Origin of the sequence: Roseateles sp. (genome assembly GCF_036404855.1) — a bacterium.
Lineage (GTDB): Bacteria > Pseudomonadota > Gammaproteobacteria > Burkholderiales > Burkholderiaceae_C > Pelomonas.
Genome location: NZ_DASWYS010000023.1, coordinates 1 through 26,778, shown reverse-complemented (window position 1 = coordinate 26,778; position 26,778 = coordinate 1). Strand labels below are relative to the sequence as shown.

Annotated in this window: 25 protein-coding genes; 22 read left to right on the top strand and 3 right to left on the bottom strand. The window is 68.8% G+C overall.

Features of this window, described 5'->3' with window-relative positions:
- Positions 1-23: 23 nt before the first annotated feature.
- The 6 genes from VGF12_RS01515 (at position 24) to VGF12_RS01490 (ending at position 5,006) form a co-directional block, all read left to right on the top strand.
- On the top strand, positions 24-935 hold the full coding sequence (locus VGF12_RS01515; protein WP_331174281.1) for a glyoxylate/hydroxypyruvate reductase A: 912 nt from the start codon (positions 24-26) through the stop codon (positions 933-935).
- Positions 936-1,095: 160 nt separating this feature from the next.
- On the top strand, positions 1,096-2,493 hold the full coding sequence (locus tag VGF12_RS01510) for an aspartate aminotransferase family protein (protein WP_331174280.1): 1,398 nt from the start codon (positions 1,096-1,098) through the stop codon (positions 2,491-2,493).
- A 49-nt stretch (positions 2,494-2,542) separates the two neighbouring features.
- Positions 2,543-3,037: an Lrp/AsnC family transcriptional regulator gene (locus tag VGF12_RS01505; RefSeq protein ID WP_331174279.1), complete on the top strand. Its 495-nt coding sequence runs from the start codon at positions 2,543-2,545 to the stop codon at positions 3,035-3,037.
- Between the two features lie 145 nt (positions 3,038-3,182).
- Positions 3,183-3,926: a DUF4198 domain-containing protein gene (locus VGF12_RS01500; protein ID WP_331174278.1), complete on the top strand. Its 744-nt coding sequence runs from the start codon at positions 3,183-3,185 to the stop codon at positions 3,924-3,926.
- A 31-nt stretch (positions 3,927-3,957) separates the two neighbouring features.
- Positions 3,958-4,326 carry a hypothetical protein gene (locus VGF12_RS01495; protein WP_331174277.1) on the top strand — a complete coding sequence of 123 codons (369 nt, stop codon included), beginning with the start codon at positions 3,958-3,960 and terminating at the stop codon, positions 4,324-4,326.
- A gap of 68 nt (positions 4,327-4,394) precedes the next feature.
- A complete protein-coding gene (locus tag VGF12_RS01490) occupies positions 4,395-5,006 on the top strand; it encodes a YdeI/OmpD-associated family protein (RefSeq protein ID WP_331174276.1) in 612 nt (203 codons plus the stop codon).
- Positions 5,007-5,034: 28 nt separating this feature from the next.
- Here VGF12_RS01490 and VGF12_RS01485 read toward each other — a convergent pair whose 3' ends face one another.
- Entirely contained in the window at positions 5,035-6,360 is a 1,326-nt protein-coding gene (locus tag VGF12_RS01485; protein ID WP_331174275.1) for an FAD-binding oxidoreductase, read from the bottom strand.
- Positions 6,361-6,687: 327 nt separating this feature from the next.
- Here VGF12_RS01485 and VGF12_RS01480 point away from each other — a divergent pair, with 327 nt between their 5' ends.
- From VGF12_RS01480 to VGF12_RS01440, 9 genes are all read left to right on the top strand, one after another.
- On the top strand, positions 6,688-7,125 hold the full coding sequence (locus tag VGF12_RS01480; RefSeq protein WP_331174274.1) for a hypothetical protein: 438 nt from the start codon (positions 6,688-6,690) through the stop codon (positions 7,123-7,125).
- Between the two features lie 197 nt (positions 7,126-7,322).
- On the top strand, positions 7,323-8,498 hold the full coding sequence (locus VGF12_RS01475; protein WP_331174273.1) for a TolC family protein: 1,176 nt from the start codon (positions 7,323-7,325) through the stop codon (positions 8,496-8,498).
- Entirely contained in the window at positions 8,495-9,079 is a 585-nt protein-coding gene (locus VGF12_RS01470; RefSeq protein ID WP_331174272.1) for a hypothetical protein, read from the top strand. The genes VGF12_RS01475 and VGF12_RS01470 overlap by 4 nt, the downstream gene beginning before the upstream one ends.
- Positions 9,076-10,203 carry an efflux RND transporter periplasmic adaptor subunit gene (locus tag VGF12_RS01465; protein WP_331174271.1) on the top strand — a complete coding sequence of 376 codons (1,128 nt, stop codon included), beginning with the start codon at positions 9,076-9,078 and terminating at the stop codon, positions 10,201-10,203. The genes VGF12_RS01470 and VGF12_RS01465 overlap by 4 nt, the downstream gene beginning before the upstream one ends.
- A 16-nt stretch (positions 10,204-10,219) precedes the next feature.
- Positions 10,220-13,366, top strand: a complete 3,147-nt coding sequence (locus VGF12_RS01460) for an efflux RND transporter permease subunit (protein WP_331174270.1) — start codon at positions 10,220-10,222, stop codon at positions 13,364-13,366.
- Complete coding sequence (locus VGF12_RS01455) at positions 13,366-13,752, top strand: hypothetical protein (RefSeq protein ID WP_331174269.1); 387 nt, start codon at positions 13,366-13,368, stop codon at positions 13,750-13,752. Before VGF12_RS01460 ends, VGF12_RS01455 begins: the two co-directional genes overlap by 1 nt.
- Before the next feature lie 61 nt (positions 13,753-13,813).
- Positions 13,814-15,958 (top strand): TonB-dependent siderophore receptor, encoded by a 2,145-nt coding sequence (locus VGF12_RS01450; protein WP_331174268.1) that lies wholly within the window; start codon positions 13,814-13,816, stop codon positions 15,956-15,958.
- A gap of 50 nt (positions 15,959-16,008) precedes the next feature.
- A complete protein-coding gene (locus VGF12_RS01445) occupies positions 16,009-17,172 on the top strand; it encodes a DUF1624 domain-containing protein (protein ID WP_331174267.1) in 1,164 nt (387 codons plus the stop codon).
- A 39-nt stretch (positions 17,173-17,211) separates the two neighbouring features.
- Positions 17,212-18,633 (top strand): aldehyde dehydrogenase family protein, encoded by a 1,422-nt coding sequence (locus VGF12_RS01440; protein WP_331174266.1) that lies wholly within the window; start codon positions 17,212-17,214, stop codon positions 18,631-18,633.
- On the opposite strand, the gene VGF12_RS01435 is transcribed toward VGF12_RS01440, so the two are convergent.
- Positions 18,630-19,538 (bottom strand): LysR family transcriptional regulator, encoded by a 909-nt coding sequence (locus tag VGF12_RS01435; protein ID WP_331174265.1) that lies wholly within the window; start codon positions 19,536-19,538, stop codon positions 18,630-18,632. The genes VGF12_RS01440 and VGF12_RS01435 overlap by 4 nt on opposite strands.
- Positions 19,539-19,734: 196 nt before the next feature.
- On the opposite strand from VGF12_RS01435, the gene VGF12_RS01430 reads away from it, so the two are divergent.
- From VGF12_RS01430 to VGF12_RS01400, 7 genes are all read left to right on the top strand, one after another.
- Positions 19,735-20,817, top strand: coding sequence for an alanine racemase (locus VGF12_RS01430; protein WP_331174298.1), 1,083 nt, complete (start codon positions 19,735-19,737; stop codon positions 20,815-20,817).
- Positions 20,817-22,142: an FAD-binding oxidoreductase gene (locus VGF12_RS01425; RefSeq protein ID WP_331174264.1), complete on the top strand. Its 1,326-nt coding sequence runs from the start codon at positions 20,817-20,819 to the stop codon at positions 22,140-22,142. The genes VGF12_RS01430 and VGF12_RS01425 overlap by 1 nt, the downstream gene beginning before the upstream one ends.
- Positions 22,143-22,150: 8 nt before the next feature.
- Entirely contained in the window at positions 22,151-22,531 is a 381-nt protein-coding gene (locus VGF12_RS01420) for a RidA family protein (RefSeq protein ID WP_331174263.1), read from the top strand.
- Positions 22,532-22,652: 121 nt separating this feature from the next.
- A complete protein-coding gene (locus tag VGF12_RS01415; RefSeq protein ID WP_331174262.1) occupies positions 22,653-23,015 on the top strand; it encodes an AraC family transcriptional regulator in 363 nt (120 codons plus the stop codon).
- Positions 23,009-24,187, top strand: coding sequence for a M20 aminoacylase family protein (locus VGF12_RS01410; RefSeq protein ID WP_331174261.1), 1,179 nt, complete (start codon positions 23,009-23,011; stop codon positions 24,185-24,187). Before VGF12_RS01415 ends, VGF12_RS01410 begins: the two co-directional genes overlap by 7 nt.
- 137 nt (positions 24,188-24,324) lie before the next feature.
- Positions 24,325-24,678 carry a cupin domain-containing protein gene (locus VGF12_RS01405; protein ID WP_331174260.1) on the top strand — a complete coding sequence of 118 codons (354 nt, stop codon included), beginning with the start codon at positions 24,325-24,327 and terminating at the stop codon, positions 24,676-24,678.
- Between the two features lie 79 nt (positions 24,679-24,757).
- Complete coding sequence (locus tag VGF12_RS01400; protein ID WP_331174259.1) at positions 24,758-25,816, top strand: DMT family transporter; 1,059 nt, start codon at positions 24,758-24,760, stop codon at positions 25,814-25,816.
- 277 nt (positions 25,817-26,093) lie between these two features.
- On the opposite strand, the gene VGF12_RS01395 is transcribed toward VGF12_RS01400, so the two are convergent.
- Positions 26,094-26,778 (bottom strand): tRNA modification GTPase (locus VGF12_RS01395; protein WP_331174258.1); only part of this gene is annotated, 685 nt, incomplete at its 5' end.

The window sequence follows — 26,778 nt, the reverse complement described above, 5'->3', positions numbered from 1 at the left end:
AGGCCATCGTGGGCGGCTGACTGATGGCGCTGTTACTGCTCTCCACGGCGGAGCGCGGCGAGGTCTGGCCGCGCGTGTTTGCCGAAGCGGGGGAGCCCATCGTCGTTGGCGAGACGTCGGTGATGGATCCAGCCGCTATCGACCACATCGCCTGCTGGGTGCCGCCGCATGATCTGTCGGCCTACACCGGGCTCAGGACCGTCATTTCCGTCGGAGCGGGTGTAGACCACCTGCCGCCGCTGCCGGCAGATGTCGCACTGTCGCGCACGATCGCGCCAGGCATCGAAGCCATGGTGCGCGACTGGGTCGTGATGGCGACGCTGATGGCACACCGGGACATGCCCACCTACCTCGCACAGGCGCGCGAGCACTTGTGGAAGGCGGGCAGGGTCATGGATGCTCGTGCGCGTACGGTGGGTATTCTTGGCATGGGTCGGATCGGACGACTGGCCGCCGCCAGCCTGGGCAACCTGGGCTTTCGAGTTCGTGGATGGAGCTTGTCGGGCCGGCCGGTCGATGGCATCGACGTGTTTTCTGCCGCCGAACTCGACGCATTCCTCGGCGGCGTCGACATCCTCGTCTGCCTGCTGCCGCTCACGAAGGCCACGCACGGCATCCTCGGTAAGGCCGTGTTCGCGAAGCTGCCACGCGGCGCGCGCCTGGTGCACGCGGGTCGTGGTGCGCACCTCGACATGGCGGCGCTGTTGAACGCGCTCGACGCGGGATGGCTCGCTTCAGCCATCCTCGACGTGACCGACCCGGAGCCGCTGCCCAAGGGGCATCCGCTTTGGAACGATCCACGCGTGATCGTCACGCCCCACGTCGCCGCACAGACGGACGCCCGTGAAGGGGCCTTGCATGCACTGGCCGTGATCCGCGCGGTGCGTGAAGGTTTGCCCATCCCGGGACTCGTCGCGCGCGAGCGCGGCTACTGAATGCACCGGCACCGCTCCGCATTCACTCGGCGGCCGCATCTTCTGCCGTGAGCGCTCGAACAACGCAGCTTCATCGCTGCTGCCGTCGGCCATTCAGCACCACTCGTCGCGACGTCGAACCTAAGCTGACTGCGTATCAACGAAGCCTGTTCAGTGCGCCATGCAGCATCCCGCCAACCCCCATCTCGATGAACTTCTCGCGCTGGATCGCGGGCATCTGATTCACCCGGTCGCGCCCTGGCGCAAGCACGAGCAGCGCGGTGCTACGGTGCTGGAGTCGGGCCGGGGCGCCTGGCTGCGCGACGCCAGCGGCCATGAACTGCTGGACGCCTTCGCGGGCCTGTGGTGCGTCAACGTCGGCTACGGCCACGAAAGCATCGTGGCCGCCGCGGCCGAGCAGATGCGCAAGCTGCCGTATGCAACGGGCTATTTCCATTTCGGCAGCGAGCCGGCCATCCGCCTCGCGGCGAAGCTGGTCGAGATCACGCCGGCCTCGCTGACCCGCGTCTACCTGACGCTGGGCGGGTCCGAGGCGGTCGACGCGGCCATCCGACTCATCACGCAGTACTACAACAACACGGGCCGGGCGCAGAAGAAGCACTTCATCGCGCTGCAGCGCGGCTATCACGGCTCGTCGTCGATGGGTTCGGGTCTGACCGCGTTGCCGCTGTTCCACCGCGGCTTCGACGTGCCGCTGCCCAACCAGCACCACATTCCCTCGCCCTACGCCTACCGCAGCGCCGACGGCGGCGATGACCAGGCTGTCATTGCGGCGTCCGTCGCGGCCTTGCGTGCCAAAGTGGCCGAGCTGGGTGCCGAGCAGGTGGCGGCCTTCTTCTGCGAACCTATCCAAGGCTCGGGTGGCGTCGTCGTGCCGCCCAAGGGCTGGCTGAAGGCCATGCGCGACGCTGCGCGAGAGTTGGACATCCTGTTCGTCGTCGACGAGGTCATCACCGGTTTTGGCCGCACCGGTCCGATGTTCGCCTGCGAGGCGGAGGGTGTGGAGCCCGACCTGATGACGCTGGCCAAGGGTCTGACAGCGGGTTACGCGCCGATGGGCGCGATGTTGATGTCCGAGCAAGTCTTTGCCGGCATCGCCGACGGCGCCCCCGTCGGCGCAGCCATCGGCCATGGCGCCACCTACTCGGCCCACCCGGTCAGCGCGGCGGTGGCACTTGAAGTGTTGCGGCTGTACGAGGAGGGTGGCATCCTGGCCAACGGCCAGCAGGTCGCCCCGCATTTCGCGGCGGTGCTGGACGGCCTGGCAGACCACCCGCTGGTGGGCGACGTGCGCTACCGCGGCCTGCTCGGTGCTCTGGAGCTGGTCAGTGACAAGGCCAGCAAGCGCGGCTTCGACGCCAGTCTCGGTCTGGCCGACCGGCTCTTCGACACCGGCTACCGCAACGGGCTGGTATTCCGCTCCTTCGGCGACCACATCCTGGGCTTCGCGCCGGCGTTGTGCTTCACACCGGACGAGTTCGCCCAGATGGGCCAGCGCCTGAAGAAGACATTGGACGACGTGTTGGCGGCGCCCGACGTGCGCGCTGCACTCAAGTGACGCCGGCGCGCGGAGAATCGGCACTCCTGCGTTCACCCAGCCAAGCATCGTGGTAGCCCCTCTCAAGCTCGACCGCCTCGACCTGCGCATCCTCAGCCAGCTGCAGAAGAACGGCCGCATCACCAACGTCGACCTGGCCGACGCCGTCGGCCTGTCGCCGAGCCCCTGCCTGATCCGCGTCAAGCGGCTGGAGCAGGCCGGCTACATCTCCGGCTACGGCGCGCAGCTGCGGCTGGAGAAGCTGGGTGACACACTGACCGTGTTCACCGAGGTGACGCTGTCCGACCACCACCGCGAGGACTTCGCGCGCTTCGAGGCCGCCATCCGCGAGGTCGACGAGATCCTCGAGTGTCATCTGGTCAGCGGCGGATACGACTATCTGCTGCGCTTCATGACCCGCGGCGTGAATCACTACCAGTCCATCATCGAGGGCCTGCTCGAGCGCAATATTGGCATCGAGAAGTACTTCAGCTTCATCGTCATCAAGTCGCCCTTCATCAAGACGCACTACCCGATCGAGCGCCTGTTTCCGCAGGACCCCTGAGCCGCGGTTCAACGCACTCGTCCTCGCGCGGCTTTTGCAGCTTCCTCCTTCGGGGCCGGCCGTAAACGGCAGATTCGTCTCCGCGTTCTGACCAACACTTGCCGTTGTTCGTTGGACTTTTCGCCCCCGTTTTCAAGGAGCATTGATGAAGGCAATCGGCAAGGTATTGACATCGGCGGCCCTCGCGGCCGGCCTCCTGTTCGCCAGCGGCGCCCAGGCGCACGGTTTCTGGTTCGCGCAGCGCGCCAACTCACTCGCAATGGTCTTCGGTGTTGGTGCCGACGACCTGGACGTGGTGAAGCGCCTGCCCAAGATCACGAAGTTCGGCGCCTATGACGACGACGGCCAGGAGGTGCCGTCCAAGCTCGTCACCAATGGCGCTCTCGTCACGGTTGACGTCGAGAACCAGCCCGCATTCGTCGCGGCCGTGATGGACTACGGCATGTGGAGCAAGACATCCGACGGCAAGTGGCACAGCAAGGGCAAGGACGAGGTGCCCGGCGCCATCATCAGCGAGAAGAACTACAAGTACGGCGTACACCTGCGCCGCGAGCTGACCGGACCGATGCCACTGCTGCCTGGGCAGACGCTGCAGATCGTGCCGGTCAAGACGCCGTTGCCCATCAAGGCCGGCCAGCCGCTGAAGCTGCGCGTGCTCTATCAGGGCAAGCCGGTGGCCGGTGCGCGCGTGCTGTCCGACTTCGTCAACGATCCGGACGAAAAAGGCGCGACCTCGGGCAAGGACGGCAGCGTGACGATCAAGGTGCGCAACCAGGGCTTGAACGTCATCGTCGCCGTCTTCAAGTCGGCGCCCGAGGACGCCGCCAAGACCAACGCGGTCGAGAATCTCGCCTCGCTCTCCTTCGTCCTGCCGCATGAACCGGAATGAAGCGGTTCGGTCTCTGTCAAAAGGAATTGCCATGAAGAAGCTGTCTTCCTTCCTCGTGCTCGCCGCCGCGCTGACGGCCAGCACTGCCTGGGCCCATGGCGACGGCGTCGCCCGCCATGGCGGCATCGTGCAGATGGCCGGCGAGATCAAGTTCGAACTCGTCGCCAAGGGCGAGGCGGCCGAGCTCTATCTCGACGACCACGGCGAGGCCGTGGCGACGGCCAAGCTCAGCGGCAAACTCACCGTGCTGAGCGGCACCAACAAGACCGAAGCCAAACTGGAGCCGGCAGGCGACAAGCTCGTCGCCAAGGGCGTGAAGCTGGTCAAGGGCGACAAGGTCATCGCCATCGTGACCACCGAGGACAAGCAGAACAACAGCGCGCGCTTCGTCATCAAATGACGTGAACGGTTGTCCGCTGCCCCCTGGCGGCGCATCGCGGCGGGCATTGTTGCCGCACACTGCATGTCATGCCCGCCGCTCAACCCACCACTCCGCCCGAGGCTTCGCCGAGGCTGTTCAAGAGCGCCAAGGCGTTCGAGACCTGGCTGAAGAAGCATCACGCCAGCTGTGACGGTCTTTGGCTCAAGATCGCCAAGCGAGGCGCCGTCGAGCCCAGCGTCACCTACGCCGAGGCGGTGGACATCGCGCTCTGCTGGGGCTGGATCGATGGCCAGAAGAAGGCCCTCGACGACCAGCACTTCCTGCAGCGCTTCACGCCGCGGCGAGCGCGCAGCATCTGGTCCAAGATCAATGTCGCCAAAGTTGCGACGCTCATCGAGGCCGGCCGGATGCAGGCCCCGGGCCACCAGCAGATCGAGGCTGCCAAGGCCGACGGCCGCTGGGCGCGAGCCTACGACGGCGCTCGCAGTTCCGCGGTGCCCGACGACTTCTTGGCTGCACTGGAGGCCGAGCCGAAGGCCAAGGCCTTCTTCGCGACGCTTAACGCCTCCAATCGCTACGCGATGCTGTGGCGCATCCAGACCGCGGTGAAGGCCGAGACACGCAGCAGGCGCATTGCCCAGCTGGTGGAGAGGCTGGTGCGCGGTGAGGTCATCCACGTCGTCAAGCCCAAGGCGTGACGGTCGGCCCGACTGACCGCGGCTCGCCCTAAAACTCCGACACTTTGCCCCACTGCGCCTTGTCGAAGCGCGCCAGCCTGTACTGTGCGATCTCCGCGATCGGCGGGCGGCCGAGCAGAATGTCGGCCACCAGATGGCCCGCGCCGGGGCCGATGCCGAAGCCGTGGCCCGAGAAGCCCGCGGCCAGCAGCAGGCCCGGCACGCCGATGTTGCCGTCGATGACGGGCACGCCGTCAGGCGTGGAGTCGATGTAGCCGGCCCATTCCGCCTGTACGTCAACCTCCCGCAGGGCGGGCAGCAGCGCACGGGCGCTCTGGAGCGTCAGGTCCAGCGTCGCGCGCGCCGGCTTGGGGTCGAGCACGCGCACAGCCTCCATCGGCGTGGGCCGGTCCATGGCCCAGCGGCTGCGGGTTTCGAAACCCGCCCGCCAGGCCTGAAGGCCGCCCGGCGACAGCATGCGCCAGCGCTTGGCGAACATCGGCACGAAATGCCGGGCACCGTAGATCATGCCGGGCGTGGGATCCACCTTGCCGAATCCCGAGATGGCCAGTGTGTAGCCGCCGTCACCGCGGCGCGTGACCGAGGCGCCGGCGGTGTGTAGCGCCGCCGGCAGGCCCTGGGCGCCGGGGCCCACGGACAGGATGGAGCTGCGGATGGCGGCCTGCGGGAAGGAGATACCCAGTTGGTGCAGGAAGCTCGCGGCCCAGGCGCCGCCGGCCAGCACCACCTGGCGTGTGCGGATGACCCCGCGCTCGGTAATGACGCCGCTGACCGCGCCGGCTTCGCGTTCGATGCCGCGCGCCGCGCAGCCCTGCACGACGAAGCCGCCGTGCTTGAGCACGCCCTGGGCGATGACCGGCGCTGCGCGCGCCGGGTCCGCGATGCCGTCGCTGGGCGACCACACGCCACCCTTCCAGGCCTGACCGGTGGCTGCACCCCGCTCCGCGGCCTCGGTGGCGGTCAGCATGCGCGTGTCGATGCCGACGCCGCGGGCGAATCGCCCCCAGGCGGCCCAGGTGTCGATCTCCTTGTCATCATTGGACAGATAGAGCAAGCCGCAGCGCGAGAAGCCCATGTCATCACCGATATCGGCGGCCATGTCTTCCCACAGCGTGAGGCTCTTGGTCGACAGCGGCAGTTCGCGCGCGTCGCGGTTCTGCTGGCGGCACCAGCCCCAGTTGCGGCTGGACTGCTCTGCGCCGACGCGGCCCTTCTCAAGCAGCACCACGCGCTGGCCGGCGCGCGCCAGCCAATAGGCGGCACTGACGCCGACGATGCCGGCGCCAATGATGACGCAGTCGGCGTCAGCAGGCAGGGTGTCGGAGGTGGCGATGGACTTCAGGGGTGCGGGCATCGGATCTCGGGTGGTTGGCTGCCATGCGCCTGCAACCGTGGAGGCGCGCAGCGCCGAATCAGTCTAGGAGTAAACCCGCGGCATAGGGCTGCGCATCATGCGTCGCGCGCGACATATCCCGACTCCATGGACGGGGTCGTGCCGCAGGATGTGCCGCCCGCATCACAGGCCTTATTGGGGCAAACGCGCACCAAGGCGCGCGCTTCCCGCACCAGCTTTCGGCATGCAGCAGACTGTGCTGTGGCTGGCCCGGCAAATCGACAGGACATTGCGTGCACAGGGGCCTAAACAACAGGTGGCATGAGGGGCAACTTACATAATTGCTTCATGAACCGCCCGGTCGTCATTGCTGCCCTACTGATGTCGATGCTGCTGCAAGCAGTCTCGCTGGGCGGCCACTGGTCTGGCGCGACAAACCCCGCCGAAGCGCTGCATGCGGTGCTGCACTGGTCGGGCCTGTCGCACCACCATGACCATGCCATCACCGAGGCCGCGGCGGACGACGATGCCGGCTTCGAGGCCTTTGCTGCCGAGCTGGCCTCGGTCACGCTGAAGCCCCACCAGAGCTACCACCAAGATCAGTCGGCGGACTCCAACCACCACATGGGCCAGGATGTTTGCGTCGGCGCCATGGGGCCGCTTCCCGCCAGCCTGGGCGGGGCGTTCGTCGCGGCGCGCAGTCCCCGACCACTGGTACTGCCGGACGCCGAGCCGGTGGATCCCTTCCTCGCCGGCCCGCGGCGACCGCCCAAACACCTCGCCTGACTCTGAGCGGGCTCCCGCGCCGATGCCAAAAGGCATGCGCGCCGCGGTGAGCGTTGTCCATGCAGCAGCCAGATCCATGCACTGCGCGCCAGCGGCGCGCGGCTGGATCGTGGCGGCTCGAGATTGGCAGGAAGAACTTGAAACCCTTTCACAGGATCAGCTCACGCACCGTCGCCGCAGGAATGGCCTGCTGCACGATGCTGCTTGGCGCCGCGTCCTCGGTGGCGGCGCCGGTCACGCTGGCGCAGGCCGTCGAGGCGGCCTGGCAACGCACCCAGGCCGGCGCAGCAGCGCAGGCGCAGCAGCTGCGGGCCGACGCGGAGCGCAGAGCCGCGGCCAGCTATCTGGTCGCGTCGCCCGCGTTGTCGCTGTCGCAGCGCAGCGACCGCTGGCAGAAAAACAGCGGCGTACAGGAAAACGAGGTGGGCATCGCCCTGCCACTGTGGCGGCCCGGCCAGCGCGATGCGCGCAGGGCCGCCGCCGAAAGCGAGCACGGCCTTGCCATGCAGGGCGTCCAGGTCGCCCGCCTGCGCCTGGCCGGCCAGCTGCGCGACCTGGCCTGGAGCCTCGCCGGACTCAAGGCCGAGGTGGCCAATGCCCGTGCCCAGCAGACCTATCTGCAGGCCCTGGCCGCCGACGTCGAGCGGCGCGTCAAGGCGGGCGACCTGGCGCGCAGCGACGCGCTGGCAGCCCAGGGAGAAAGCTTGGCTGCGGGCGCCGAGCTCGATGCAGCCGAGCAGCGCTTCGGTGCCGAGCGCCAGCGCTGGACGGCGCTGACGGGGCTGGATGCCGACATCGAAGCCGTCGAGCCCGCGCCGCCCGAGGGCGACCCGCTCGACCAGGACCGCCACCCGTTGCTGGCCCAGCAGTCGCTCGCCGTGGACGCGGCTCGGCGCCAGCTCGACGTCTCGCGCGGCGACGTGGCCGAGGCCCCGGAGCTGAGCGTGACCTACCGCAACGAGCGCGGTGCGCGCGGCGAACCCAGCCAGGGCAGCATGGTGCTCGCTCTGCGCCTGCCTTTCGGCACGGCCGCACGCAACGAGCCGCTGCGCGCGGCGGCGCTGGGCGCTCTCGACCAGGCCCTGGCCGAGCAGACCCGCACGCGACTGGAGCTCGCTGCCGAGCTGGCCATCGCCCGCGATGCCCAGCAGGCGGCCGACCGGCAAGCCGCGCTGCAGCGTGATCGCGCGGCCCTGCTGCGCCAGCGCGCCGCGTTGCTCGACAAGTCCTTCCGCGCTGGCGAGACCGCGCTGCCCGAGCTGTTGCTGGCCGTTCAGGCCGCCGCCCAGGCCGATGCCGCACTCGCCCGCCAACAGGCCGCCCAGGGCAATGCCCGCGCGCGCCTCCTCCAAGCTTCAGGTGTCCTGCCATGAACCCCTTTTCCTTTCAGAGCCGTCTGGCGCTGGCCGCCGGCATGTGCCTGCTGCCGCTGTGCCTGGCCATCGCCTCGCCGGGCGCCCATGGTCCCAACGGCGAGCACCTCGACGGCCCGGCGGCCGTGTCCGCAGGCTCCGGCCTGCCTCGCATCGAAGCGCATTCCGAGCAGTTCGAAATCGTCGGGCGTCTCGACGCCAGCAGCCTCGTGCTCTACGTCAGCCGCTACGAAACCAATGAGGCCGTGCTGGGTGCCCAGCTCGACGTCGAGCTCGGTAACCTGAAGGCGCGCACCGCCTTCGAGGCCGAGCCTGGCAGCTACCGCCTGAGCGACAAGAAGCTCGTCGATGCGCTGCATCGGGCGGGCAACCATTCCCTCGTCTTCACCCTCACCGCGGGTGCCGACAGTGATCTGCTGGATGGCACGCTGGCCGTCGCCGCGCACGACGAGAACGACCATGCCGAAGGTTCCGGCAGCGGGATGCGTCGCGGCGCTGCGATCGTCGCGGGCGTCGTCGTGCTGGTCATGGGCGCGGTGCTGCTGCGCCGCCGCCGCCACAACTTCGGAGCCGCACGATGAAGAAGACGCTGACCCTGTTCACGCTGGGCCTGCTGATGGGTGCAGCTCAGGCCTCGCCGGGCGCCCATGGCCCCAACGGCGAACATCTCGATGGCCCGGCCGTCGCCAAGGTTGATGGCCTGGCCCGATTGCCCGATGGCAGTGTGCAGGTGCCCGTGCCGGCCCAGCGCCGCATGGGCCTGCTGACCCGCATGGTGCCGCTGACCGACGCGCCCGCCGCGCTGCAGCTGCCAGCCCGCGTCGTCGTCGACCCCAACGCCAGCGGCCGCGTGCAGACCGTACAAGGCGGTCGCATCGAGGCCGGCCCCAAGGGCCTGCCGATGGCAGGCCAGACGGTGCGTCGGGGCGAGGTGCTGGCCTATGTGCGCTTTCACGCCGAGCCTTTCGCCAAGGCCAACCAGCAGTCCTCGCTGAGCGAACTGCACGCCGCCCGCGCCACCGCGGCCCAGCGTGTGCAGCGCCTGCGGTCGCTGGAAGGCAGCGTGCCGCGCAAGGAGATCGAGGCGGCCGAGGCCGAGTTGGCCAGCCTGACGGCGCGCGAGCGCGACGTCGGTGCCAGCCTGCAGGCCCGCGAAGCCCTGGTGGCACCGGTCGACGGCGTCATCGCCAGCACTTCGGCGCTGGCCGGCCAGGTGGTTGAGCCGCGCGACGTGCTGTTCGAGGTCGTGGACCCGACCCGCGTGCTCATCGAGGCCACCACGGCGGACCCCAGTGTGGCCCGGCGCACCACCGGTGCCCGGCTGCAGGAGCAGGCCGGCGTGAAGCTCAGCCTGGTCGGCGCTGGCCGCGTGCTGCGCGACGGCGTTCTTCCCCTGACCTTCCGCGCCCAGGCCGAGAAGGGCGACAAGGGCAGTGCCCCGCTGCCGCTCGCCATCGGCCAGGCGCTGAGCATCATCGTCACGCTGGACCTGCAGCTCAAGGGCTTCGTGCTGCCCGCCCAGGCCGTCGTGCGCAACCCGGCCAACGAGCCCATCGTCTGGATCAAGTCCGGCGCCGAGCGCTACATCCCGCAGCCCGTGCAATACCGGCCGCTGGACAGCAACTCGGTCGTCGTGACCCAGGGCCTGGGCGAGGCGAACCGTGTCGTCGTGCATGGCGCGTCGCTGATCGCGCAGATCCGCTGAACGGACGGTCCACATCATGTTCAACTGGATCGTCCGCTACAGCCTCCACAACCGGCTCTTCGTGCTGGCCTTCGCCGCCATGCTGCTGGTGTACGGCGCCATCACGGCCTGGCGCACGCCGGTCGACGTCTTCCCCGACCTCAACAAGCCGCTGATCACCATCCTCACCGAGGCCGGCGGCATGGCGCCGGAGGAAGTGGAGCAGTTGGTCACCGTGCCCATCGAGACGGCGCTCAACGGCATGCCCGGCGTGACGCGCGTGCGCTCGACCTCGGGCGTGGGCCTTGCCATCCATTACGCCGAGTTCGACTGGGGCACCGACGTCTACCGCAACCGTCAGATCGTTGGCGAGCGTCTGGCGCTGGTGCGCGAGCAATTGCCCGCCGGCATCTCGCCGGTCATGGGGCCGGTGTCCTCCATCATGGGTGAGGTCATGCTGATCGCGCTGCCGCTGAAGGCGGGCGACCCCAAGGCCGCCACGCCGATGCAGGTGCGCGAGTACGCCAACTTCGTTTTGCGGCCGCGGCTGCTGTCGATCGTTGGCGTGTCACAGGTCATTCCCATCGGAGGCGAGGTGCGCACGCTGCGCGTTGAGCCGGACACAGTGCGCATGGCCCAGGCCGGGGTGTCGCTGTCGCAGGTGCAGGCGGCGCTGACCGGCTTCGCCAGCAACGCCGGCGGCGGCTTCATCGACCTGAACAGCCGCGAGTACCTGATCCGCCACATGGCGCGCACCAACCGCATCGAGGACCTGCAGGGCCTGGCGGTGGCCTGGAAGGACGGCCGCGCCGTGCTGCTGGAGCAGGTGGCTGCGGTGCGCGTGGCGCCGGCCATGAAGCGCGGCGACGCCGGCTACAACGGCCTGCCCGCCGTCATCGTCAGCGTGCAGAAGCAGCCTGGCGCCGACACGGTGAAGTTGACCGGCCAGATCGAGGCCGCGCTCAAGGAGCTGCAGGCCGGCCTGCCGGCGGGCGTGGCGGCGCCCAGGGTGCTGTTCCGGCAGGCCGATTTCATCGAGGCCTCGATCGGCAACGTCACCGAGGCGTTGCGCGACGGCGCCATCATGGTGGCCATCGTGCTGTTCGCCTTCTTGCTGTCGGCGCGCACGACGCTGATCTCGCTGACGGCCATCCCGCTGTCGCTGGCGGTCACGGCGCTGGTGTTCGAGCTGCTGGGCCAGTCCATCAACGTGATGACGCTGGGCGGCATCGCCATCGCCATCGGCGAGCTGGTGGACGACGCGGTCGTCGACGTCGAGAACATCCTGCGTCGCCTGAAGCAGAACCGCGCCGCAGGCAACCCGCTGCCAGTGCGCGAGGTCGTGCGCCAGGCCAGCGTGGAGGTGCGCTCGGGCATCGTCTACGCGACGACCATCGTCGTGCTCGTGTTCGTGCCGCTGTTCGCGTTGCCGGGCATCGAGGGGCGGCTGTTCTCGCCGCTGGGCATTGCGTATATCGCATCGGTGCTGGCCTCGATGGCCGTGTCCATGACGCTGACCCCGGTGCTGTGCGCCTGGCTGCTGCCGCGCATGAAGCGGCTGGACCACGAGGACAGCCCGCTGGTGCGATGGCTCAAGGCCCGCGATGCGAAGCTGCTGGCCTGGTCCTTCCCGCGCGCCCGCGGGCTGGTGGGCCTGGCCGCCCTCGCCGTGTTGGTGGCGGCTGCCAGCGTGCCCTTCATGCCGCGGGCCTTCCTGCCGGCCTTCAACGAGGGTTCGCTGGTGCTGGGCATGATGTTCAACCCCGGCACCTCGCTGGACGAGGCCAATCGCCTGGGCCGCCTGGCCGAACAGCTGATCCGTGAAGTGCCGGAGGTGACACAGGTCGGGCGCCGCACCGGTCGTGCCGAGCTGGACGAGCATGCCGAGGGCGTGCACGCGTCCGAGATCGACGTCGACCTGAAGAAGAGCGAGCGCGGCCGCGAGGCGGTCATGGCGGCCATCCGCGAGAAGCTGTCGGTGCTGCCTGCCCAGGTGGCCATCGGCCAGCCCATCTCGCACCGGCTGGACCACCTGCTGTCCGGCGTGCGAGCGCAGATCGCGCTGAAGATCTTCGGTGACGACATCGACACGCTGCGCGGCCTGGCCGAGCAGATGCGGGGCAAGCTCAGCGCGGTGCCGGGGCTGGTGGACCTGACCGTCGAGAAGCAGGTGTTGATCCCGCAGATCACCGTGCGACTGGACCCGCGCAAGGCGGCCCAAGCGGGCCTCTCCCCGGGCGAGGCCATGCGCACACTGCAGGCGCTCACGGATGGCGCCCACGGCGCCGAGATCGTCGACGGCCAGCGTCGCTATGACCTGGTGCTGCGCCTGCCCGACGACCAGCGCAGCCCGCAGGACCTGGCGCGCACGCTGATCGACACGCCGGCCGGCCGGCTGCCGGTCTCGTCCATCGCGACGGTGGAGGAGAGCGACGGTCCCAACCAGATCGGTCGAGAGAACAGCCGCCGCCGCATCGTGGTGTATGCCAACACGGACGGACGTGACATGAGCCAGGTCATCGCAGGCATTCGCAAGGTCATCGCCGACACGCCGCTGCCGGAGGGTAACTTCATCAGCCTGGAGGGCCAGTTCCAGGCCCAGGAGCAGGCCACGCGCCTCATCGTCGTGCTCTCCATGCTCTCGCTGACCATGGTGTTCCTGGTGCTGTATTCGCGCTACCGCTCGGCCGTGCTGGCCTGCGTCATCATGGCCAACATCCCGCTCGCGCTGATCGGCAGCGTGGTGGCCATGTGGCTGGCCGGCGTGACGCTGTCGGTCGCGTCGATGGTCGGCTTCATCACTCTGGCCGGCATTGCGACGCGCAACGGCATCCTGAAGGTCAGCCACTACATCAACCTGTGCCGCTTCGAGAACGAGCGCTTCGGCCAGGACATGATCGTGCGCGGCTCGCTGGAGCGGCTCACCCCCGTGCTGATGACGGCCCTGGTCGCCGCTTTCGCGCTGACACCGCTGCTGCTGGCGGCCGACGCTCCCGGCAAGGAGATCCTGCACCCGGTCGCCGTCGTGATCTTCGGTGGCCTGATCAGCTCGACGCTGCTGGACACGCTGCTGACGCCTGTTGTCTTCTGGCTGGTCGGCGAGCGACCCACGGCGCGCCTCATCGACGAGCAGCAAGCCGCCGAGAGCGAAGCCCAGCAACTCCCCACCCGAGAGGCCTTCTGATGATTGCCCTGCGACGACTCCTGAGCCTGTGGACCCTCGCCCTGGCGGCGCTGCTGCCGGCGCCCGCGGCGGTCGCGCACGGCGGCGGCACGCCTCGGCACGGTGGCATCGTGCAGTTGGCCAACGACCTCAGCTTCGAACTGGTGGCCGGCAGCGACGGCGCCACGATCTATCTCGAGGACCACGACAAGCCGCTGGCCACGGCCGGGTTCAGCGGCAAGCTGGGTGTGTTGCTGGCGGGCGTGAAGACCGACGCGCCGTTGAAGGCCGTAGCGCCCAACACGCTGATCGCCACCGGTCTCAGATTCGCGCCCGGCGCCAAGGTCGTCGCCGTCATCACCACGCCCGAGAACCAGATCCTCGCCGTGCGCTTCACGTTGCGCTGACGGCCCTATTTCCCGTTCCCTTCCCGCTTTTCAAGCTCGAACCTTTCCAGGAGTTTTCGCGATGTCCCACAAGTGCCATTCCCGCGCCGCGATTCCCGCGGCTGTCCTTTTCGTGTGCAGCCCGGCCCTGTGGGCCGCGGAGGGCGGTGCAGCATCCACTGCCGACGCCGCCAACAAGCTCGAAGTTGTCAAGGTGGAGGGTACCCGGCAGCCCTACAAGACCCTGTCGGCCACCGGTGCCATGAAAACCGACACCCCGGTGCGCGACATGGCGCAAAGCGTGCGTGTGCTGTCCGCCGACATCCTGGAGGATGCCGGCATCACCAAGCTGGCCGACGCGCTGGACCTGGGCAGTGGCATCTCGAAGCAGAGCAACCTGGGGGGCCTGTGGGACAGCTATGCGATGCGCGGCTTCACCGGCGACCCCAACTTCGGCTCGGACTACATGGTCAACGGCTTCAACTACAGCCGCGGCTACAACGGCGTACGTGACTCCGCCAACACAGCCTCGGTCGAGGTTCTGAAGGGCCCGGCCTCGGCCCTGTACGGCCGCGGCGAGCCCGGCGGCACGGTCAACATCACGACCAAGAAGCCGCTGTTCGTACCCGAGTACACGCTGGGACTGTCGGGGGGCAGCTATTCCACCTTCCGCCAGACGGCCGACCTGACCGGCCCGATCAGCTCCGAGATCGCCTACCGCCTCAACGCCGCCCACGAAAAGGGCGACAGCTACCGCGACTACGTCAAGTCCGAGCGAACGCTGGTGTCGCCATCCTTCCTTTGGATGCTGGGCCAGGACACCACGGTGTCCTACGAGCTCGAGTACTCCAAGCAGGAGGCGAGCTTCGACCGCGGCGTGGTCGCCATCAACGGCAAGCTGGACGTGGTGCCGCGCTCGCGTTATTTCGGTGAGCCCAACGACGGCCTGCACACCATCAAGACCACGGGCAACCAGCTCTTCGTGCAGCACTACTTCAACGACGACTGGTCCATCCAGACTGGCGTGAGCTACCGTGAGAGCTCGATCAAGGGCATCTCGACCGAGGTGGGTGCGTTCAAGAGCGGCAGCACCAGCATCGTCAACCGCATGCGCCGCACCCGCGACAACCACGCGCTGGACGTGTCGGGCCGCTTCGAGCTGCTGGGCAAGGTGCGTGCCGCCGGCATGCAGCACAACTTGCTGTTCGGTGTCGATGCTTACAAGTTCAGCGACAACCGCCTGCAGTTCCGCGTGCGCAACGTGCCCGCGCTTGAACTGGACATCTACAACCCCGTCTACGGCAACCCGCCACCGGCCTTCCCGGCCACGCCGCTGACCTGGACTCACGAGGAGCAACGCTCCAAGTCGGTCTACGCCCAGGACCAGATCGACTTGTCCGCGCAGTGGAAGCTGCTGCTGGGCGTGCGCTACGACAAGTACGACCAGTCGATGCTGAATCACAACAGCAGCAAGACCGTGGAGCAGTCGCTGAGCGCCACCTCGCCTCGCGCCGGCCTGGTCTACCAGCCCAGCAAGACGGTGTCGCTGTACGTCACTGCTTCCAAGAGCTTCCGCCCGAACAGCGGCGTGAGCCGGGCCTTCGAGTCCTTCCCGGCGGAGAAGGGCAAGTCCGCCGAAGTCGGCGCCAAGTACGACTCGGCCGACGGCAAGATCAGTGGCACGCTGGCGATCTACAACATCTCCAAGAACAATGTGCTGACGCCGGACCCCTTGGACCCGAACAACTTCTCCGTCGCCGCCGGCGAGGTGCAGAGCAAGGGCGTGGAGCTGGACCTGGGCGGCGAGATCGCGGCAGGCCTGCGCCTGTCAGCAGCCTATGCCTTCACCGATGCCAAGGTCACGCAGGACAACAACAACTTCCTGGTCGGCCGCCAGCTCGCCAACGTGCCGCGCCACAGCGCCAACCTGATGCTGGTGCAGGCATTCAAGCTGGGCGGCAATGCGGCAACGGCGGGCGTGGGCCTGAACTACATTGGCGAGCGCGAGGGTGCCGTGGCGCCGTTGGTGGCCACCGACGACTTCAAGCTGCCGGCGTACACCAGCGTCAAGCTGATCGGCAGCTACGCCATCGGCAAGGCCTGGAAGTTCTCGCTGGACGTCGACAACCTGTTCGACAAGACCTTCTACAGCAGCTCCTACAGCCAGATGTGGGTCTTCCCCGGCAATGGCCGCAAGTTCACGTTGTCGGGACAGTACAAGTTCTGAGATAGGCCGCTTGCGCCGGGGGCCGGCGCAAGCAGAGATGAGGAGACCCCATGTCCAGCCCCACCCAACTCGCAACGCACACCAAGCGCATCACCTCCATCGACGCGCTGCGCGGTTTCGTGATGATCGTGATGATGCTCGACCATGTGCGCGAGCACCTGTACCTGCACCTGAACGTCACCGACCCGATGACGGTGCCCGGCACACCGTCTGACCTGTACTTCTCGCGGTTGGCGGCGCATTTCTGCGCGCCAGTGTTCGTGTTCCTGACGGGTCTGTCGGCCTGGCTCTACGGCAACCCGCCGAGCGGAGCGCCGCGCAATGTGCGCGAGTTCCTGCTCAAGCGCGGCCTGCTGCTGATCGCGCTGGAGCTGACCGTCGTGAACTTCGCCTGGCAGGGCAAGTACGAAGTGATCTACCTGCAGGTGATGTGGGCGATCGGCTTCAGCATGGTGGTGCTGGCCTTCTTGTCGGGGCTGCCACGCTGGCTGCTCGCGACGCTGGGCTTCGTCATCGTCTGCGGCCATAACGCGGTGGCCGGCTACACGGTGCCGGACGACAGCCCCTGGTATCCGCTGTGGACGCTGATGCTGCACCGAGGCTGGCTGGTGGCAGAAGGGGTGGTGAAGGTCAAGCTCAGCTATCCGGCCCTGCCCTGGGTCGGCGTCATCTTGCTGGGCTACACCTTCGCGCCTCTGTTCTCGTCCGTCGTCGACGCGCTGAAGCGCCGGCGCACGCTCATCATCACCGGCCTGGCCTGCTGGGCGCTGCTGCTGGTGCTGCGCGGCTTCAACATCTACGGCGAGAACGCGCCATGGACACCGCAGGCGACGACGCTGGAGACGGTCAAGGTCTGGCTGAACTTCACCAAGTACCCGCCGTCTCTGGACTTCCTGCTGATGACGCTGGGCGGCGGCCTGCTGATGCTGGCGGCGCTGGAGTTCGCCGACAACGGCTTCACCAAGGTCTGCACGACCTTCGGCGGCGCGCCGATGTTCTATTACATCGTCCATCTCTACGTGCTGATGGTCAGCTATCGCATCGCCTTCGCCATCGCCGGCCCCAACCAGGGCACGCGCTTTGGCGTAGATGCCGATTCGTTCTGGATCGTCTGGGTGGTCTGGCTGGTCGTGACGGCCCTGCTGTACTACCCGGTCAAGGCCTACGGCGACTTCAAGCGGCGCACCAGCATTGGCTGGGTGAAGTACTTCTGAGCCCCAAGCTCGATCAGGACAAGACTTGAGATGGCAGTAATGAACGACACCCGCTTCTACATCGATGGCCGATGGGTCGATCGCCCCGATGCGCCCCGGCTTGCCGTGGTCGACCCAGTCTCCGAGCGCATCGTCGGCCATGTCGCCGCGGGTTCGGTGGAAGACGTCGACCTGGCCGTGCAGGCGGCCCGCCGGGCCTTCGACGGCTTCTCGCGCAGCAGCGTCGAGGACAGGCTGGCCCTGCTGCAGCGCATCCTGGCGCTGCTGGAGGAGCGTGCCGAGCTGTTCGCCCAGGCCATCGTCGCGGAGATGGGCGCGGCCATCAGCTTCGCGCGAGCCTCGCATGTGCCCTTCGGCATCGCTCATGTGCGCGCGCAGATCGAGGTCCTGCAGCGCTACGCCTTTCTGTCGAACGCGGGCGGCACGGCCACGGCCAAAGAGGCGATCGGCGTCTGCGCGCTGATCACGCCCTGGAACTGGCCGCTCTACCAGGTCACCGCCAAGGTGGCGCCGGCGCTTGCGGCGGGCTGCACGATCGTGCTCAAGCCCAGCGAACTGTCGCCCTTCAGCGCTCAGCTGTTCGCCCAGGTCCTGCATGATGCCGGCGTGCCGGCCGGCGTGTTCAACCTCGTCGGCGGCACCGGCGAGGTGGTGGGTGCGGCGTTGTCATCGCACCCCGAGGTCGACATGATCTCGATCACCGGGTCCACGCGAGCCGGCGTGCTGGTCGCGCAGGCCGCGGCCGTCACCGTCAAGCGCGTGGTGCAGGAACTGGGCGGCAAATCGCCCAATGTCTTCCTCGACGATGCCGACTTCGAGCAGGGCATCGCCAAGGGTGTGCTGGCCGGCATGCGCAACGTCGGCCAGTCCTGCAGTGCGCCGACGCGCCTGGTGGTGCCGGCCTCACGCCTGGCCGAGGCCGAGGCACTGGCGATCCGGACGGTGGCCGGCATCCGGGTCGGCGACCCGCGCGACGAGCAGACGACGATGGGGCCGATCGCCAACGCGGCGCAGTTCAGGCGCGTGCAGGAGATGATCGCCGTCGGCCTCGACGAAGGCGCTCGGCTGATCTGCGGCGGCCCGGGGCGTCCGGACGGACTCGACGCGGGCTACTTCGTGCGGCCGACCATCTTCTCGGACGTGAGGACCGACATGCGTGTGGCCCAGGAGGAGATCTTCGGCCCGGTGCTGGTCATCCTGCCCTATCGCGACGAGGAGGAGGCCATCGCCATCGCCAACGACACCATCTACGGCCTCGGGGCTCATGTGCAGTCGGGAGACATCGAGCGTGCACGTCGCGTGGCGGGCCGCATTCGTGCCGGCCAGGTGCTGATCAACTACCCCGCCTGGAACCCTCATGCCCCTTTCGGTGGCTACAAGCGTTCCGGCAACGGTCGCGAATACGGTGTTCACGGTCTGGAGGAATACCTCGAGACCAAGGCCATCATCGGCTACGCCTAGACGCGCCACGGCACGGGGTTGAGCGCCTGACGCAGCATGGCGAGGAAGGCCGTGGTTCGGGCGCTGCGGCCATGCCGCGAGCCGAGCAGCGCCACGACGTCGGCCGCCGGGGCTTCCCAGTCCGGCAGCGCGATGGCCAGGCGACCCCGCGCCAGGTCCTCGGCCACATGCCATTCGGAGCGGATGGCGATGCCCATGCCAGCCAGCGCCCAGTCGCGCACGACGGCGCCGTCGTTGCTCGACATCGCGGGGTGGATACGTACGGTCTCGGTGTCTCGGCCGTGTCGCTGCCTGAAGCGCCACAGCGTGACGTCCTCGTCGTTCTCCCGCACCACCAGGCAGCGCTGGCGGGCCAAGTCGGCCGGGGACTTGATGGCCTCGTTCTGAGCAAGATAGGCCGGGCTGGCGCACAGGAGGCGCCTGTTGGGTGCCAGCGTCGTGACGACCTGGTTCAGCGGCCCGGGCGGCCCGATGTGGATGGCCACGTCGCAGCTGTCCACCAGCCCCGCACCGGGATGGTCGGAGAGGTCGAGCGAGATCGTCACGCCCTCATGTGCACGGGCAAAGGTTTCCGCTACCGGCGCGACATGCAGCCGGCCGAAGCCATGCGGGGCCGTCACGCGCAGGTGGCCGCTGACCGTGCGGGTCCGGTCTGCCAGCGCCTCCGCGAGCGCCTCCATGGTCTGCGCCACCTCGCGCCCGTGTGCCGCCACCAGCGCACCCTCGTCGGTCAGGCTCGTGCGGCGCCCCGTCCGGTCGATCAAGCGCACACCGGCCCGCGCCTCGAGCGCCTGCAGCCGTTGCGAGACGGCGGGTGGCGTGACGTTGAGCTTGCGTGCGGCTTCGGCCAGCGACGCCGAATCGGCCAGCACGGCGAAGAAGGCGAGGTCGTCGGAGGTAATCATTCAGCTCTGCCTTATCTGTGGATGTACGAATCGTAAATTGCCTCCTTATGTTTCGGCGCCCAGAATGGCCTCATCCCGTTATCCCAACCATGCCGTGACCGAAGCCACCCTCGACCGACGCGACAACCTGAAGCCCGCCGCCAAGCCGACGCTGCAGGATCTGGAAACCCCCTGCCTCGTGCTCGACGCCGATCGCATGGAGCGCAACGTCGCGCGACTGCGTGCGCGGCTGACCGCGTTGGGCGTCGGGCTGCGGCCCCATCTGAAGACTTGCAAGTCGGTGGACGTGGCTCGCCGAGTCATGGCGTCACCGCAGGGCCCGGCCACCGTTTCGACGCTGAAGGAGGCCGCGCATTTCGCGGCAGCTGGCGTTCGCGACATGATTTATGCGGTGGGCATTGCGCCGGCCAAGCTGGACCAGGTGGTGGCCCTGCGCGCCGAGGGGGTCGACCTCGCGGTGCTGCTCGACACCGTGGCGCAGGCCGAGGCCGTGGCGGCCGCCTCGCGCGCGGTGGGGCAGCGCATCCCCGCGTTGATTGAGATCGATTGCGACGGCCATCGCTCGGGGGTGAAGCCCGGCGACACCGAGCGCCTGCTGGCCATTGGCCACGCACTGGCGCAGGGCGCGGAGCTGCGTGGCGTGCTGACCCACGCCGGCGGCAGCTACGCCGCGCGCGGCGAGCAGGCGCTACGGCAATGTGCCGAGGATGAGCGCCGCGGCGTCGTCGAGGCGGCCACGGCGCTGCGTGCGGCGGGCCTGCCGTGCCCGGTGGTCAGCCTGGGCTCCACCCCGACCGCACACAGCGCGACCGACCTGACCGGCGTGACCGAGGTACGTGCCGGCGTCTTCGTCTTCTTTGACCTCGTGATGGCCGGCATCGGCGTTTGCCAGGTCGAGGACATCGCGCTGTCGGTGCTGGCGACGGTGATCGGCCACCAGCCCGACAAAGGCTGGTTGCTGATCGACGCTGGCTGGATGGCGATGTCGCAGGACCGCGGCACCGCCAAGCAGGCCGTCAACCAGGGCTACGGCGTGGTCTGCGACCTGGCCGGCCGGCCCTACCCGGACCTGGTCGTGGCCGATGCCAACCAGGAGCATGGCATCGTGACTTTGCGCCCCGGGTCGGCAGGCGTGATGCCCGATCTGGCCATCGGCGACCGTGTCCGCGTGCTGCCCAACCACGCCTGCGCCACCGGCGCTCAGCACCGCAGCTATCACGTGGTGCGCGGCACCCAGGTCGCGATCGAGGCTGAATGGCCCCGCTTCGGAGGCTGGTGATGCCCGCGCCGCTGACTCTCGTGGAATCCACGCCCGAGCTGCCGGAACGGGCTGACGTGGTGGTCATCGGCGCCGGCATCGTCGGCGTCTTCACGGCCTACTACCTGGCGCGCCGGGGCCTGCAGGTCGCCCTCATCGAGAAGGGCCGCGTGGGCGCCGAGCAGTCCAGCCGCAACTGGGGATGGTGCCGCCAGCAGAACCGCGATGCCCGCGAGCTGCCGATGGCGACGCTGGCGCTGGATCTGTGGGAGCGCTTCGCCGCCGAGACCGGCGAGGACACCGGCTTTTCCCGCTGCGGGCTGCTCTACCTGAGCAATGACGATGCGGAACTGGCCGGCTGGGCGCGCTGGGGCAATTTCGCCCGCGGCGTCGGCGTGAAGACGCAGATGCTGACCGCAGCGGCGGCGGCCGAGCATGGCCGCGTGACCGGTCGCCCCTGGAAGGGCGGCGTCTTCTCGCCGACAGACGGCACGGCCGACCCGTCGCGCGCGGCCCCGGCGGTGGCGCGGGCGGTGATACGGCTCGGGGGCACCGTGCACCAGGGGTGCGCTGCGCGCGGCGTCGAGACCGAGGGCGGCCGGCTGTCGGCCGTCGTCACGGAGCGGGGCACGATACGCACCCGGGCCGCCGTGCTGTCGGGCGGCGCCTGGGCCTCGTCCTTCTGCCGCCAACTGGGCATCCGCTTCCCGCAGGCCACCATCCGCCAGACCGTGATGTCGGTGGGGCCGGGTGCTGCTGAGCTGCCGGCCACGCTGCACACGGCCGGCGTCTCGCTGACGCGGCGAGGCGATGGCGGCTATCTGCTGGCGATCAGCGGCCGGGCCCGTGTCGATCCGACGCCGCAGTTCCTGCGCTTTGCGCCGCAGTTCATGCCGATGTTCCTGCGCCGCTGGCGCAGCCTGTCGCCGGGCGGTCTGGAGGGGCTGCGCTCCGGCCACGAGCGCCTGGCGCGATGGCGCCTCGATGCGCCGACGCCGATGGAGCGCATGCGCATTCTGGATCCCAAGGTCGACGCGACAACCGTGCGCCTGACCCATCGTCGCGCGCTGGAGCTCGTCCCGGCACTGAAGGCCCGTGCGGTGACCGCAGCCTGGGCCGGCTACATCGACAGCACGCCCGACGGCGTCCCTGGCATTGGCGAGTCCGCCAGCCTGCCGGGCCTGCTGCTGGCGGCGGGTTTCAGCGGGCACGGCTTCGGCATCGGCCCGGGTGCCGGCCACCTGATCGCCGACATCGTCAGCGGCGCCACCCCCATCGTCGACCCACGCCCCTACCACCCGGACCGCTTTCAGGCTTCGGCGTGGGGCCAGGTCGCCGAGTTTTGAGGACTGCTATGAACACTCCCCTTCCCACCCTGGCCCCTCCCGGCGGCCACTATCGCCATGCGGTCTGCCACGGCGATCTGGTCTTCGTCTCCGGCCAGCTCGGCGCGCGGCCGGACGGCACGCACACGGCAGAACTGCCGTTCGAGGACCAGGTGCGCCAGGCATTGGCCAATCTGCGTGCCGCGCTGGCCTCGTCCGGCGCGGACCTGGACAGCGTGGTCAAGCTGACGGCCTACATCGTCGACGTGGCCCTCTGGCCGCGTTTCAATGCGGTCTATGCGTCGGTGATGGGCGAGGCCCGGCCCGCGCGCACCGTGGTGCCAGTGCCCGAGCTGCACTACGGCTATCTGGTGGAGCTGGACGCCATCGCTGTGCGGCGTGCGCCCTGAGCGCCGGGGCCGGCCGGCGCCACCGTTTTGGGGCCTGCTGCGCTGCAATACGCAATTCGCTGCCGTCCCGGTGGGGCGGAACGGTCGAATCGACGGCGCGCCCGGCCCTAAGCTGACGGGCATGCACGACCCAACCGCAGGCTCCGCCGCGAGCCCCCGGCGCCGCTCGCTGGAGCCGGCGCTGCAACACATCCGCGCCCACCTGGGCGAACCTCTGCGTCTGGAGGCGTTGGCAGCCCTGTGCGGCCTCAGCCTGTGGCGCTTCGCGACCGTGTTCCGCGAGCACGTTGGCATGTCGCCCTACCGCTATGTCAACGCGTTGCGCATCCAGCACGCCCAGACGCTGCTCAGCCAGGGCGTGCCGGCCGCACGCGCTGCCAGCGAGGTCGGCTTCTACGACCAGAGCCACCTGAACCGCCGCTTCAAGCGCCAGTGCGGCATGACACCGCGCGAGTTCCAGCAACGCGTGGGCGCGCCATGCTGACGCCCGACCCTGACATCGCGGATCTGCTGCCCGACCTGGTCGCGCTGCGCCGCGATCTGCATGCCCATCCCGAGCTGGCCTTCGCCGAGCACCGCACGGCCGGCATCGTGGCCGAGGCGCTGCGTGCGCTGGGCCTGGAAGTGCACGAGGGCATCGGCGGCACCGGCGTGGTCGGCGTGCTGCGCCACGCCGAAGGTCGCAGCGTCGGCCTGCGCGCCGACATGGATGCACTGCCCATGGCTGAGCAGAGCGGCCTGCCGCATCAGAGCCTGTTTGGCGGCGCTCATCACGCCTGCGGCCATGACGGCCACACGGCCATGCTGCTCGGTGCGGCCCGCCACCTCGCGCGCACGCGCCGCTTCGCCGGCACGGTCCACTTCATCTTCCAGCCCGCCGAGGAGGGTCGCGGCGGTGCGCGGGCCATGATCCAGGACGGGCTGTTCGAGCGCTTCCCCTGCGACAGCGTGTTTGCGCTCCACAACTGGCCCGACCTGCCGCTGGGCCAGGCCCAGACCCGCCCGGGTCCCATCATGGCGGCGGCGGATCGCTTCGACATCATCGTGCGGGGCCGCGGCGGTCACGCCGCCCAGCCCCATCGCACGCCCGATGCGGTGCTGGCCGCCAGCCAACTGGTCGGCCAGCTCAACACGCTGGTGGCGCGGCGCATAGACCCGGCCGAATCGGCCGTGCTGTCGGTGACGCGGATCCAGGGCGGCAGTTCCCACAACGTGATGCCCGCCGAGGTGCAGATCACCGGCACCGTGCGCAGCTTCGACGCGGCCAGCCAGGACCTCATCGAGGCGGCCCTGCGGGACTGCGCTGCGGGAGTCGGCTTGTCGTTCGGCTGCGAAGTGAACGTCGAGTACGTGCGCTATTACCCGGCCACGATCAACAGCGTGGCGCAGGCTCAGTTGGCGCTGCGGGCTGCCGCGACGGTGGGCCTGGAGGCTCGCGAGGCCCCCCGGCCCGCGTTCACGTCCGAGGACTTCGCCTTCATGCTGCGTGAGCGGCCGGGGGCGTATCTGTGGCTGGGTCAGGGGCCCAAGTCGGTGGGCGAGGGCGACTACCGGCCGTTGCATCACCCCTGCTATGACTTCAACGACCGGCTGCTGCCGCTCGGCCTGAAATGGTTCACCGAGGTCGCCGAGCTGGCGCTGGCGCAGACGTCTTGAGCTGACGGCGGCAGATTGCGTTGCGAGGGCCGGCAAATCGCGCATTTGCCGCCACGACGGGGGCAGGCTTCGGCACCCGCCCGCATGGGTCTATGCATAGCATGGAGTTCCATCTGACTTTCCCGGAGCGCCCCGTCATGTCCCGTCTTCTCGTCACCTTCGAGCTCGACCAACTGGGCGAGCCGCGCGAGTACCGGCCGCCTGCCGACCGTGTCCTCGAAGGCGACATCGTGTGCCGCAACTGGGATGTCGACAGTGCCAAGGATGGCAAGGTGCGCGCTGGCGTCTTCGAGTCGACGCCGGGCACAAATCGCTCCATCAAGGGCGAGACCTGGGAGTTCTGCCTGATCCTGTCGGGCGTGGCGGAGATCACCGAAGACGGGCACCCGCCGGTGACCTACAAGGCCGGCGACTGCTTCATCATGAAGCCCGGCTACACCGGCACGTGGCGCACGCTGGAGACGGTCCGCAAGGTGTGGGTCACGGCCTAGCGCTTCGCGCCAGGCGCGCGCAGGGCCAGAATGGTCACGGACGCCGCGAAGGTGTCTCTGCAGAGGACCGATCGCCGCCATGAATGACGCTCCTGCCCCCATGCGACCGGCGCTGCGGGGTGGCCTGCTGGCCCTGCTGGCCGCCATCCTGTTCGGCGTCAGCACGCCGCTGGTCCAGCAACTGGGACGAGGCCTCGGGCCGTTCGAGACGGCCGCCCTCCTTTACTTCGGCGCCGCGGTCGTAGGTGTGCTGCTGCGACGCAGGGTGGAGGTGGAGGCGCGCGTGCTGCGCTCGGACGCGCCGCGGCTGTTGGCGGTCGCCTTGCTCGGCGCCGTGCTCGGCCCTGTGTTCCTGTCCTGGGGCCTGCAGCGCGCGAGTGGCACGGGTGCCTCGCTGATGCTCACGCTGGAAGCGCTGTTCACTGCCCTCTTCGCCTGGCGCCTTTATGGCGAGACCATGGACCGTCGGGTCTGGGGTGCCCTCTTGATGCTGCTTGCCGGGGGCGTGCTGCTGATCCTTGATGGGGGCCTGGCGCCGGTGGGGCAGTGGGTCGGCCTGCTGGCTGTGCTGGCTGCCACGGTGGCCTGGGGCATGGACAACACGCTGTCGCGCGCGCTGGCCGAGCGCGACCCGGCCCAGGTGGTGTTGGTCAAGGCTGTGCTGGGTGCCGCGGCCACGACGACCCTTGCCGCTGCCGTGGGAGAGCCGCTGCCATCGGTCCCTGCCGCTCTGGGCCTGATGGCGGTGGGTGGGACAGGCTATGGCCTGAGCCTGCGTTTCTACCTGCTGGCGCAGCGTGAGTTCGGGGCGGCGCGCACGGGGTCGGTGTTTGCGTTCGCGCCCTTTATCGGCGCAGCATTGGCCTTCGCCCTGGGCGACCACACAGCCGGCTGGGGGGCGGTGCTTGGCGGCGGACTGATGCTGTTGGGCGTCGTGCTGCACCTCGCCGAGTCTCATGCGCACGAGCATGAGCATGAGGCGTTGTCGCATGAGCATGCCCACCGGCACGACGACGGCCACCACGATCATCACCACGATGTCATGCCCGTCGGCGCTCACAGCCACCCGCATCGGCACGAGCCCATGCGCCACAGCCACGCGCATGTGCCCGACGCTCACCATGCACATGACCACTAGTCGGTGTCGACGTTCAAGCCTTGTCAAGGCCGACGGCGGCCGTCTGAGCGAAGCTGAAGAGGCCCTCTTCCACGGTGGGTAGGTCTGTGTTTAGGACGCAAAGACAGGGTTCGGGAGCCTGCTCGTTGGCGGCTAGCTACCGCCTGCCGAAATGCTCGCCGGCATTGGTTCAACGCAACTGGGCGCTGCTGAAGCACCTTCCCGGGGGCGCCGATTGGCAGAGGTGCCACGGAATGCGCGCACACGCTGACTGACCACCCTGCCCCGGGAAGCAGCTCTACTTTCCGATGCAGAAGCTGCTGAAGATGACGCCAAGCAGCTCATCGGCGGAAAAGGCACCGGTGATCTCGCCGAGCGCATCGTGGGCCAGGCGCAGCTCCTCGGCCAGCAGGTCCAGCGCGGCGTCGCGCTGCTCGGCGATGGCCCGTGCCAGCGCCAGGTGCTCGGCCGTGCGGGCCAGCGCCTGCACATGGCGTTCGCGAGCGATGAAGAGCCCTTCGGGCACAGCCTGCCAGCCGGCCGTCTGCAGCAGGCGCTGGCGCAGCGCCTCCAGGCCGGCGCCGGTCTTCAGGCTCAGCGCGATCTCGCCGGCCGGCGCGGCGGCCAGGTCGGCCTTGTTGAAGACCTGCACGATGCGGCTGGCGTCCACGCCCGCCAGCCTCGCGCGGATGCGTTCGTCCTCGGCCTCGTAGTCTGGCTGACCCACGCGGTCCAGGTCATGCAGGAACAGGACGACATCGGCGTCGGCAATCGCATCCCAGCTGCGCGACACGCCGATGCGCTCGACCTCGTCGGCCGCGTCGTCGCGCAGGCCGGCCGTGTCGGTGATGTGCAGCGGCACGCCTTCGATCTGGATGGTCTGGCTGACCTTGTCACGCGTCGTGCCCGGGATGGGGGTCACGATGGCCAGCTCGGCGCCGGCCAGCGCGTTCAGCAGGGAACTTTTGCCGACGTTTGGCTGG

What these genes read in the sequence shown, in the direction of transcription:
- VGF12_RS01445 (WP_331174267.1), top strand. Translation starts at nt 16,009, where the DNA reads ATGTCCAGCCCCACCCAACTCGCAACGCACACCAAGCGCATCACCTCC.
- VGF12_RS01510 (WP_331174280.1), top strand. Translation starts at nt 1,096, where the DNA reads ATGCAGCATCCCGCCAACCCCCATCTCGATGAACTTCTCGCGCTGGAT.
- VGF12_RS01455 (WP_331174269.1), top strand. Translation starts at nt 13,366, where the DNA reads ATGATTGCCCTGCGACGACTCCTGAGCCTGTGGACCCTCGCCCTGGCG.
- VGF12_RS01470 (WP_331174272.1), top strand. Translation starts at nt 8,495, where the DNA reads ATGAACCCCTTTTCCTTTCAGAGCCGTCTGGCGCTGGCCGCCGGCATG.
- VGF12_RS01450 (WP_331174268.1), top strand. Translation starts at nt 13,814, where the DNA reads ATGTCCCACAAGTGCCATTCCCGCGCCGCGATTCCCGCGGCTGTCCTT.
- VGF12_RS01485 (WP_331174275.1), bottom strand. Translation starts at nt 6,360, where the DNA reads ATGCCCGCACCCCTGAAGTCCATCGCCACCTCCGACACCCTGCCTGCT.
- VGF12_RS01465 (WP_331174271.1), top strand. Translation starts at nt 9,076, where the DNA reads ATGAAGAAGACGCTGACCCTGTTCACGCTGGGCCTGCTGATGGGTGCA.
- VGF12_RS01425 (WP_331174264.1), top strand. Translation starts at nt 20,817, where the DNA reads ATGCCCGCGCCGCTGACTCTCGTGGAATCCACGCCCGAGCTGCCGGAA.
- VGF12_RS01415 (WP_331174262.1), top strand. Translation starts at nt 22,653, where the DNA reads ATGCACGACCCAACCGCAGGCTCCGCCGCGAGCCCCCGGCGCCGCTCG.
- VGF12_RS01490 (WP_331174276.1), top strand. Translation starts at nt 4,395, where the DNA reads ATGCCCGCCGCTCAACCCACCACTCCGCCCGAGGCTTCGCCGAGGCTG.
- VGF12_RS01495 (WP_331174277.1), top strand. Translation starts at nt 3,958, where the DNA reads ATGAAGAAGCTGTCTTCCTTCCTCGTGCTCGCCGCCGCGCTGACGGCC.
- VGF12_RS01480 (WP_331174274.1), top strand. Translation starts at nt 6,688, where the DNA reads ATGAACCGCCCGGTCGTCATTGCTGCCCTACTGATGTCGATGCTGCTG.
- VGF12_RS01405 (WP_331174260.1), top strand. Translation starts at nt 24,325, where the DNA reads ATGTCCCGTCTTCTCGTCACCTTCGAGCTCGACCAACTGGGCGAGCCG.
- VGF12_RS01420 (WP_331174263.1), top strand. Translation starts at nt 22,151, where the DNA reads ATGAACACTCCCCTTCCCACCCTGGCCCCTCCCGGCGGCCACTATCGC.
- VGF12_RS01515 (WP_331174281.1), top strand. Translation starts at nt 24, where the DNA reads ATGGCGCTGTTACTGCTCTCCACGGCGGAGCGCGGCGAGGTCTGGCCG.
- VGF12_RS01440 (WP_331174266.1), top strand. Translation starts at nt 17,212, where the DNA reads ATGAACGACACCCGCTTCTACATCGATGGCCGATGGGTCGATCGCCCC.
- VGF12_RS01410 (WP_331174261.1), top strand. Translation starts at nt 23,009, where the DNA reads ATGCTGACGCCCGACCCTGACATCGCGGATCTGCTGCCCGACCTGGTC.
- VGF12_RS01500 (WP_331174278.1), top strand. Translation starts at nt 3,183, where the DNA reads ATGAAGGCAATCGGCAAGGTATTGACATCGGCGGCCCTCGCGGCCGGC.
- VGF12_RS01400 (WP_331174259.1), top strand. Translation starts at nt 24,758, where the DNA reads ATGAATGACGCTCCTGCCCCCATGCGACCGGCGCTGCGGGGTGGCCTG.
- VGF12_RS01430 (WP_331174298.1), top strand. Translation starts at nt 19,735, where the DNA reads ATGGAGCGCAACGTCGCGCGACTGCGTGCGCGGCTGACCGCGTTGGGC.
- VGF12_RS01475 (WP_331174273.1), top strand. Translation starts at nt 7,323, where the DNA reads ATGCTGCTTGGCGCCGCGTCCTCGGTGGCGGCGCCGGTCACGCTGGCG.
- VGF12_RS01435 (WP_331174265.1), bottom strand. Translation starts at nt 19,538, where the DNA reads ATGATTACCTCCGACGACCTCGCCTTCTTCGCCGTGCTGGCCGATTCG.
- VGF12_RS01460 (WP_331174270.1), top strand. Translation starts at nt 10,220, where the DNA reads ATGTTCAACTGGATCGTCCGCTACAGCCTCCACAACCGGCTCTTCGTG.